Origin of the sequence: Moorena sp. SIO3H5 (genome assembly GCF_010692395.1) — a bacterium.
Lineage (GTDB): Bacteria > Cyanobacteriota > Cyanobacteriia > Cyanobacteriales > Coleofasciculaceae > Moorena.
Genome location: NZ_JAAHHS010000276.1, coordinates 1 through 10375, shown reverse-complemented (window position 1 = coordinate 10375; position 10375 = coordinate 1). Strand labels below are relative to the sequence as shown.

At 42.2% G+C, this 10375-nt stretch carries 6 protein-coding genes; 4 read left to right on the top strand and 2 right to left on the bottom strand.

Annotated elements, in window-relative coordinates; translation table 11 throughout:
* Window positions 1-520: CbiQ family ECF transporter T component (locus F6K52_RS24875; RefSeq protein ID WP_293084338.1), on the bottom strand; the 520-nt coding region annotated here is incomplete at its 3' end.
* A gap of 831 nt (window positions 521-1351) precedes the next feature.
* Here F6K52_RS24875 and F6K52_RS24870 point away from each other — a divergent pair.
* The 3 genes from F6K52_RS24870 (at window position 1352) to F6K52_RS24860 (ending at window position 6704) form a co-directional block, all read left to right on the top strand.
* Entirely contained in the window at window positions 1352-4066 is a 2715-nt protein-coding gene (locus tag F6K52_RS24870) for a peptidase domain-containing ABC transporter (RefSeq protein WP_293084335.1), read from the top strand.
* Between the two features lie 248 nt (window positions 4067-4314).
* Complete coding sequence (locus tag F6K52_RS24865) at window positions 4315-5835, top strand: HlyD family efflux transporter periplasmic adaptor subunit (protein ID WP_293084332.1); 1521 nt, start codon at window positions 4315-4317, stop codon at window positions 5833-5835.
* A gap of 98 nt (window positions 5836-5933) precedes the next feature.
* Window positions 5934-6704: a peptidylprolyl isomerase gene (locus F6K52_RS24860; protein ID WP_293084328.1), complete on the top strand. Its 771-nt coding sequence runs from the start codon at window positions 5934-5936 to the stop codon at window positions 6702-6704.
* Window positions 6705-6960: 256 nt separating this feature from the next.
* Here the strand turns inward: F6K52_RS24860 and F6K52_RS24855 are convergent, their stop codons facing one another.
* On the bottom strand, window positions 6961-7143 hold the full coding sequence (locus F6K52_RS24855) for a hypothetical protein (protein ID WP_293084325.1): 183 nt from the start codon (window positions 7141-7143) through the stop codon (window positions 6961-6963).
* Between the two features lie 972 nt (window positions 7144-8115).
* Between F6K52_RS24855 and F6K52_RS24850 the strand changes: the two genes are divergently transcribed.
* On the top strand, window positions 8116-10375 hold a 2260-nt coding region (locus tag F6K52_RS24850; protein WP_293084322.1), incomplete at its 3' end, for an FG-GAP-like repeat-containing protein.

Here is a 10375-nt window from a genome sequence, read left to right as displayed (position 1 = left end):
GCAGCTGCATTGCCCGCTTCATTTTAGCTAGGTCGTTACTAAATTGCTCGATATAGCGGTAAGACAACAGAGTCATATCCGCTAGCAGTGACGGCAGACCAAGCGATCGCATAGCTTTGATGTTGGTCAAAAAGGGTGCGGTCCCAAATAAAACCACACTAATGGTGAGAATACATAGGAAACGGGTGGCAATCAGCACTAGGGTTAGCAGTCCTTCCTGTCGCAGAGCGATTGGACCAAGGTGGATGATCACGGTAGTGCCTACTGTGAAGGGGAGTAGCAGTGTAATCCCTAACAGAAACAATCCCGGATAGCGCAACCGATTCAACAGAAAAGACAGTGGCAGGCGAGAGACTCGATAAAAAATTAGGGTCAGAGCCACCATCGCTGGTAGCACTATCAAATGCTGTACAAAGGAAAACGCGAAAATTAGGGTCAATAGGGCAATTAGCTTGGCACGAGGTTCCCAACTGTGGATGGGGGAGTCCAAGTGAGCGTAGGCATCAAGTCCATGTTTCATTTAGTCATTGATTGTAATTGGTGATTGCTCATTGGGTCTAATCAACATAGGAGGCATAGGTTGTATCGCTCCACTTCACCCTTGATACTTCACCCTTGATACTTCATACTTGATACTTCACCCTTCATCCTTCATATTTTCTCTATGACCTATGACTGGCTTCGTTTATAGTCTTGGTTTTTTGTCTAGCGATAGTAAAAACGCTTTTCACAGAACAATCTTCTGTTATATAATACCCAGACTACCGGTAAGATAGTAGATTCTTCTTCCATCTTGGTTATTTAATTTCCTTGATACTGGTTGATATTGACATCTTAACGGGTTAAAACTGTGTTTATTCTGTGGTTAGCCCAACCCCCGAGGGTGAAAACCACGTTGACTTTAACCCTGTCAACAGACTCCTACATCCGGCAGGCTCTTCTTAACAACTTTGGGTTTACTTCGGTTTTTCATTTCGCGCCTTTCTTTTGGTGCGCTTTCCAGTAGGCGTTTCAACCTTACGCCTTGTCCCACCGCAACTAGCATACTTTGATTGATTAGTTTGGTGGTGGCAAAACCCTACAAAAATTTTGTTGTTTCGGTATCAAGCTCGAATGGCAACCCAAATATAAAGCGATGCAGCGCCGACCTGCGGGGGTTTCCACGCGGCTTAAAAGGTGCGGAACTTGCTTCCGCACACAGACCCATGCGCCATAAGCGACTGCATCAAGACAGTGACTTTTTCATAACTTTATATTGCCTTCATATTACCACAGGATTTTGCCTGGATATAGCGACCCTGCCATCTAGATCGCTAACTCTCCCTCGAAGATTTTTTAGGTTTAGAGGATTATGGTTCAAAATTTAGCCCCAATTTCTTCTCAGCAGCTGAGGGATACCCTAGGGCAAGAGTTTAATGATGCAGAATTTTCCAGGATTCTCAAACAGATAAAATTTATCGAACCAAAAGTCGGCCAGTTTTGGCAAGCTCAACAAGCGGAAGCTGGTATTTATATCGTGATTACCGGCAAGGTCAGATTACTCAACAGTGCTGGAGAAAAATTTGCCACCTTGACAGAGGGAGACTCGTTTGGGGAATCGACCTTTTTTCCCGATGCATCCTTTGAGCCTTACTCAGCGAGGGCTTCTCGGAATCTCAAGCTTTGCTATCTCACCCCTGAGTTGTTGTTTCCACTAATTAGCAAATATCCTCGCATCCGAGACCATCTGTATGATCTCGCCCGTAGGCAAAATTCAGTACTGGTTGACTCCGACAGGCAAACCACTCCAGCACCCCAACCCATCACCCCATCACCGACGCCTCCATCAACACCTCTCAAAACGATTAGTAAAGCCTATTTTCCCAATCCTAATCAACGAGTGGGACATTTGTGGCAACGGGTAATCCGACGCTATCCATTTTTTGGCCAGCAGAGTGGTTCTGACTGTGGTGCCGCCTGTTTGGTAATGGTATCTCGCTATTGGGGTAAACGCTTTAGTGTGAATCGTTTGCGAGATATCGCTAATGTAGACCGTAATGGTGCATCACTGCGGGGATTATCAGCAGCAGCAGAAAGTATTGGCTTTTCTACTCGTCCGGTTAAAGCTAGTCTTGACCAGCTAGCCAAACAAAAACTACCAGCCATTGTTCACTGGGAAGGTAAACATTATATTGTTGTTTATGAAATAACCAAAAAGTCCGTTATTGTTGCTGACCCAGCCATTGGTCAACGTACCCTCAGTCACCAGGAATTTAAGGCAGATTGGAGCGGTTATGCACTGCTGCTACAACCGACTGCGTTACTCAAGGAAGCTAAAGAGACGACTACTACCTTCTGGCAATTCTTTGAGTTAATGAAACCCCATGGGGTAGTGGTGCTCGAAGTGTTTATCGCTTCCTTATTTATCCAGATATTTGGATTAATTACACCTCTATTTACCCAGCTAATTTTAGACCGAGTGGTGGTGCAGCGCTCTGGGCTAACTTTAATGGCGGTGGGGTTAGGGCTACTAATGTTTAGCCTATTTAAAGTCGCAATGATGGGATTGCGACAATATCTTCTAGACCACACGGCTAATAAAGTAGATGCAGCGCTGATTGTAGGATTTATTCGCCATACACTGCGGTTGCCTCTCTCGTTTTTCGAGTCCCGCTATGTTGGTGACATTATATCACGGGTTCAAGAAAACCGCAAGATTGAGAAGTTCCTTACCGGTGAAGCCTTATCAATTCTGCTGGATTTACTAACGGTATTTATCTATGTAGGATTGATGTTTTGGTACAGTTGGAAAATGGCGTTGTTGGCCTTAGTGATTGTGCCACCATTTTTCTTACTAGCCTTAATCGCGACACCGTTTTTACGGAGGATTTCCCGGGAAATATTTCACGCTTACGCCAAGGAAAATAGCTATCTGATTGAAACCATTACTGGTGTCCGAACGGTTAAATCGACGGCAGTAGAACAAACAGTACGTTGGCATTGGGAGGAGTTATTAAATAAGGAGATAAAACAGGGATTTACTGGGCAAGTTATCAGCAATAGGCTCCAAATTTTTAGCAATGCTATTCAAGCCGTGGCCACAACATCCCTACTCTGGTACGGAGCGTGGTTAGTAATTCAAAATCAACTAACTATTGGACAATTAGTGGCCTTTAATATGCTGCTAGGAAATGTGATTAGTCCCTTTCAGCGGTTAACCATTTTATGGAATGAATTCCAGGAAGTAGTAATTGCTATGGAACGGATTAATGACGTGTTGGATGCGGAACCAGAGGAGGATTTACAGCAGCAGGCGCGTCAATCCTTACCCCCAATTAAAGGTCACATTTGCTTTGATAAGGTAACATTTCGCTATCATCCAGAAAGTGAAGTGAATGTACTGGAAAATCTTTCCTTTGAAGTGAAACCAGGACAAATGGTAGCCCTAGTGGGACGCAGTGGCTCTGGGAAAACCACGATTTCTAAATTGATATTGGGATTGTATCCTCCTACGGATGGAAAAGTCTTAATTGATCAACTAGATATTATGAGTTTGTCCTTAGGGTCTTTGCGATCGCAAGTGGGAGTAGTAGACCAAGATACCTTTTTGTTTGGTGGAACGATTAAGGAAAATATTAGCTTAGGTCATCCCGCTGCTAGTTTAGACGAGATTATGGAAGCAGCACGATTAGCGGGTGCTGATGAATTTATTAAACAGTTGCCCATGGGCTATGAAACCCAGATTGGGGAAGGCGGAGGAATGTTGTCTGGTGGACAACGGCAACGGATTGCGATCGCAAGAGCTTTGTTAGGGAATCCCCAGTTATTGATATTGGATGAAGCCACCTCCCATTTAGATGCCGAATCCGAACGGATTATTCAGAATAATTTAAATCAGATTCTCAAAGGTAGGACAACATTAGTGATTGCTCATCGCTTATCTACAGTCCGGAATGCGGATTTAATTTTAGTGATGGATAGAGGAGTATTGATTGAGAGGGGTACCCATCAGGAATTGATGGCAAAACGGGGACATTATTATTATCTAAATCAACAGCAATTTAAGGCTGAGGAAGTTGAGTGCTGAGTTATATAGCAATTATCTCTCCCATGAGGGACAAAGGGATCCCCCTAAATTCCCCTTAAAAAGGGGGACTTTCAGGCTGATAAGCGTACCTCATAAATGCAATAAACGCTATAAAATAACCTCTAATAGTTTTGAGCAATAACTAATCACTAGTTCCCTACTCCCTGCTCCCTGCTCCCTGCTCCCTGCTCCCTGCTCCCTGCTCCCTGTTCCCTTTGTTAAATCACTAATCAGTAATTACTCAACCCATGCCAAATACATTAAACAGACAAGTAAACGGAGATCGTGGCACCCAACAACACCAAGAAACGTTGACTTCTCCAACACCAGCTCTATCTCGGGATGATTGGTCTGAAGCCACTCAAGACCTACTCGATAGTTTACCCCAAGTTTGGACAAGGGGGCTAATGTACTTTCTAATTGCATTTGTTGGCATCACTTTGCCCTGGGCTATGCTATCTCAAGTGGATGAAACCGGCACCGCTAGGGGACGACTAGAACCAAAAGGAAAAACAGTGAGGCTGGATGCAGCTGTGGCGGGAACCGTAGCAGATATTAAGGTAAAAAAAGGAGACAAAGTAGACGCTGGACAACAGTTATTAGTATTAGAATCTGAGTTGGTTACTTCAGAACTAAGGCAAGTACAAGATAAGTTAAAAGGTCAATTAAATCGCTTGTCTCAGTTAGAGTTGCTGAAAAATCAATTAGTGGTAGCCTTAGCAACTCAACAGCAACAAAATCAAGCTCAAGTGTTGGAAAAACAAACACAAGTAGACCAAGCGCTACAGAATCTGGAGGCTCTGAGGAATTCCTATGATTTACAAAAAGAAGAAAAGTTAGCTCAAGTTAATCAGGCGCGTCAGACCTTTAAACTTAGTCAAAAGTCTTTTAATATAATTGAGAATCGTTTGGATAATGCTAAGCGGGAGGTAAACCGTTACAAGGATGCCTATCAAGAAGGGATTGTTTCGGAAATCCAAGTAGTAGACCGGGAAGATTTGCTACAGGATAGGAAACGGTTGTATGAACAAACCAAGTCAGAGATTGAGCAGAGTAAGTTACGTGTAACTGAACAACAGAGTAGTTATGAACGAACTCTTCGACAAGCGCGAGCAGAGATTGAACAGGCACAATTACGACTAAAGGAACAAGAAAGAAGTTATCAGACTCTGACTCACTCGGGTAAATTAGCCGTGCTGAGGGTGGAGGAACAATTGAAGAATTTGGAGACACAAATCACTACCCTCAATGCAGAAATTTCTCAAAGTAAGGGTCAGATTAACTCGTTGCAGCTTCAGTTAAAGCAACGAGTATTAAAAGCACCGGTCAGTGGTACGGTGTTTGAATTACCGATTCAAGCGGCTGGATCCGTAGTGCAGTCAGGAACTAAGGTGGCGGAAATTGCACCCTCAGGTTCGGTGTTGGTAATTCGAGGGCAGATGGCAACAACAGAAAGTGGTTCTTTAGAGACAGGAATGCCAGTGAAGGTTAAGTTTGATGCCTATCCGTTTCAGGATTATGGAGTCGTTCCAGGAGAGTTAGTAGACATTTCTCCTACTACCTCTGAGGTGGATACTCCTAATGGCAAGAAGGCGGTTTATGATTTAGAAATTGAACTGAAGCAGGATTGTATAGCTTCGGCTGATAAGTGTATTGCCTTGCGTCCTGGAGATACAGCCATGGCTGAGGTGATTGTGCGCCAGCGTCGGATTATTGATTTTATCCTCGATCCCTTTAAGAAGTTACAGCAGGGAGGGTTGAAGTTGTAGATATCTAATCAGTAGATGGTCAGATGGCCAGATGAAATTGATATATGACACTAATAATTACAAAGCAACTGATTAAGAAGTAAATTAGGCCAAAACTTATGGTTAATTCCCAACAAAAGATAACTATTACTAAAGAAGATATTTGGCATCAAGTTAAGCTATCGGGTCAGACGCCTGAACTAGTTGAGGAGATTCTTACTCGTCAGGTGATCAAGGATGCTGTCGATCAAGCAGGGATAACTATTGAGCTTGAAGAACTTCAGAAAGTAGCAGACCAAATGCGATTAATGAACAAACTCCGTAGCGCTAATGAAACTTGGGCTTGGTTAGAACAACGTGGTATGTCTCTGGATGATTTTGAAGAGGTTGTCTATGACACCGTTAGCTCGGGAAAGTTATCTGCTCATTTATTTGCCGATAAAGTTGAGTCTTATTTTTATGAAAATCAGTTGGATTATGCCGGTGTGGTGATGTATGAAGTGGTATTAGATGATCAGGATTTAGCCCTCGAACTTTTCTATGAAATTCAGGAAGGGGATGTCAGTTTTTATGATGTAGCTCACGAGTATATTCAGGACCAGGAGTTACGTCGAAAAGTTGGCTATCGGGGCATAATGTACCGTAAGGATTTGAAGCCAGAAATTTCCGCTGCTGTTTTTGCTGCTAATCCCCCAGAGGTGCTTAAGCCGATTGTGACTGCTCAGGGAGTGCATTTGATTTTGGTGGAGGAGATTGTTCAAGGGGAATTGGATGATCAGCTCAGGTATCAAATTCTCTCGGATTTATTTAGTGGATGGCTGAAGCAACAAATTGGTAAAATTGAAGTGGTGAAAAATCTGGAATTATCAACTACAAAGTTAGAGGATTAAATTTAGTATAGATTGCTGAATTAATCAAATAATCCTCTGATAGATACCAGAGGATTATTTAATACCTAATTAGGTATTTTATCAGAAAAACACCTCTTCAGCAGCGTCTCCCAAAATAGGAGCGATTTATTCGGCTGATACTTAAGTTAACAGATAATTTTTATCTAGTTCAGCCGAATATAGATATGAGATTGTAATCCTAGCCATTGATAATAGTTATCGATGGTTTACTGCATTGAAATTCTTGGTAGTGCTCTTATTGTATTGATGATCCACGGCACTTTTTAATTACAATTTTTTTAATTGTACCATCGGGATAGTATTTTATTTTTATCTTATCTCCGCCGATGATACCGTTGATATTATGCTCATCAAGTTCAGTAATGAAGCTTTCAGAAACAGGTGAAATAGCAAGGTCAGAGATTTTAATGTTAGCCATTCGTAAATTTCCTATTTACCGTAATTATTATTGTTTAGGATTAGACCTTTTATTGCCTCATCCCATGACTATACTCTCGAGTTTATTCCAGGATGGCAAGGGGTTAATTAATGAAAAAAGTGACAAAAATAATTCAGTTATATCTTGGTAGATTGTAAGAATATATATACTATGGTGTTTAGAGGTTTTATTGCCTTATACCATGAGTATCCTCTGGGATTTATTCCAGGATTTCAAGGGGGTAATCAATGAAAAAAGTGACAAAAGTAATTCAGTTGTGTCTTAGTCGATTTAAAAAAATAACTCTACTAGGGTGTAAAGTCAGGACAAGTATTAAGTAAACTTGAACAAATCTCTAGGTTTTGAGAAACTAAATTAAATTAGTTATATTCTTTTTGCTTGTGCGTCGCTCCCTTGAAAGCTAGACCTGAGAAAACGTCATAAAACAATTCCACCCAAGATTTATCTTGGGTGGAATCAGAATCAGTAGTATTGCGCTACGGGCAATGGCATTGGCAAAAGGCAACAGGCAACAGTTTACTACAACAGCTTTTGCTGCTTGTATAAATGTCAAATACCTTAATAGGTAGTGCTATAGAGTTCCAGGGATAGAGTTGAGTTAATTGACATTAGGTATTACTGCTTGGGAGTCAAAAGCGTTCGCGTAGCGTGACCTACGGTCAATCGCGTTTGGCCGTAGGCCAAGGTCAATCCCATAACTTCCGTTTACTATAGCGCTACATATTTATTATCCCATTGCTGATTACTTACAGCGGTTTGCAAACCTCTGTAGTTAGTTATATAGTTTTAATTGCGTTACAAAAGTTTAGCGAAATAGTTACAAAAGTTTATATAAAACTGTAGAAAAATTAGGTTTTTGGATTGATTTACAAAGTGAGAGTTGTTCGGGGTTAAATCATCCCGCATCAATGCAACGCCTTATAGTCAATATAACCAAATAAGGATTATAAAATGTTACCCACCAAAGATGTAAGAAGCAACGATCTCGATAAGTCGTTAAACTTTGACGTAACTGATCAACACAACCCTTTAACACGTTACTCCAAAATCTCTAGCACTATTGTCTTTATTGACTCAGGGGTTGATGATTATCAGAGTTTAGTTGATGGTACGGTACCGGGAACTGAGGTAATTGTCCTGGAATCTACACAGGATGGCGTTGAACAAATTACCAAGGCTCTGCAAGGACGCACTGATATTTCTGCTATTCACATCGTTTCTCACGGTTCACCGGGGTGTTTGTATTTAGGGAATAGCCAACTTAGTCTAGATACTTTAAACCATTACCTCCCTCAATTAAAAACTTGGTCAACCACTGATTCAGCCACTTCTATTCTGCTCTACGGCTGCAATGTTGCTACTGGAGATGCTGGTACAGAATTTTTGGAACGACTACACCAAATAACTGGTACTGAGATTGCGGCTTCTGCGAACCGCACGGGTAATGCTGCCTTGGGTGGTGATTGGAATCTAGAATGTTGTACGGGTCAGATTGCTGTAGATTCAGCATTTTTTCCAGAATTGATGCAGGTATATCAAGGAGTTTTTGCTGTTTCCTTTAGCAACGCTAACAACTTTACAGTAGGAAATAGTCCTAGTGCTATTGCCACCGGAGACTTTGACGGTGATGGTGATTTGGATTTAGTCACAGCAAACTCAGACTCTGATAACGTCTCGGTGCTGTTAAATAATGGCGGAGGAAGCTATACCTTAAGTGGGAACTTTGGTGTGGGAAATTTGCCCGTTGACATTGCTGTGGGAGACTTCAACAAAGATGGTAACCTGGATTTGGTGACCGCAGACTTTGGTACTCCTTTTGTATCCTCGACTGATAACACTGTCTCAGTATTGCTAGGAAATGGCAATGGCACCTTTGGTTCTGCCACCCAAGTCAACGAAGGAGATATTCCTCTATCCGTGGCCGTGGCGGACTTCAACGGCGATACTGATTTGGATATAGCGGTAGGAAGATTTTCCTCACCAGGTATAGTCTCGGTGTTCTTCGGCAATGGGGCAGGGAGCTTTCCAGTTACTAACGACTTGACGAGCGGGGTTAGTGGTTTTTCTACCTCTGTGGGGGACTTCAACAATGATGGTAACCTGGATATAGTCACAGGAAGTGGCAGTAACGAAGTCTCGCTGCTGTTAGGGAACGGGACAACAACCTTTCAGCCTAGTATATCGATTCCAACAGGTGTGTCTTTTGCTGCTCCTGATGCTGTGGGAGACTTCGACAACGATGGCAATCTGGACTTAGTGATAGGAAGTGGTTCTGGTGCTGAGAACGACATCGCAGTGCTGTTGGGGAATGGAAATGGTACCTTTGGTTCTCCCATACCATTTACAACTGGTGGAGGTTCTGAAGTCGCCGTGGGGGACTTCAATAGTGATGGCAACTTGGACATTGCAGCAGCAAGTGATGATCAAGTCTCACTGCTATTAGGGAATGGTGCAGGAGGCTTTACCCCTTCTGGTCAGTTTGATGTGGGCAGTAATCCCTCTTCCATCACCGTAGGGGATTTCAACGGTGATGGTAAACCAGACATTGCGACGGCCAACTCTGGCTCCAACAACGTTTCAGTATTACTCAACACTAGCTCCTCTTCCATGTTTGCTTTAGGTTCAACAACTCAAGTAGGGGACTTTCGAAACGATACTGACTACTTAGTCGCTGATGTAAATGGAGATGGTGAATCTGATCTGGTTGAACTTTGGAATAATAACAATAAGTTCTTTGCTGCCACTTGGATTAGTAATGGTAGCGGAGGATTTAACCTCGGCAGTAATACAGAAGTAGGGGACTTTCGAAACGATACTGACTACTTAGTCGCTGATGTAAATGGAGATGGTGAATCTGATCTGGTTGAACTTTGGAATAATAACAATAAGTTTTTTGCTGCCACTTGGGTTAGTAATGGTAGCGGAGGATTTAACCTCGGCAGTAATACAGAAGTAGGGGACTTTCGAAACGATACTGACTACTTAGTCACTGATGTAAATGGAGATGGTGACTCTGATCTAATCGAGCTTTGGAATAATAACAATAATTTCTTTGCTGCCACTTGGATTAGTAATGGTAATGGTGGATTTAACCTCGGCAGTAATACAGAAGTAGGGGACTTTCGAAACGATACTGACTACTTAGTCACTGATGTAAATGGAGATGGTGACTCTGATCTAATCGAGCTTTGGAATAATAACAATAATTTCT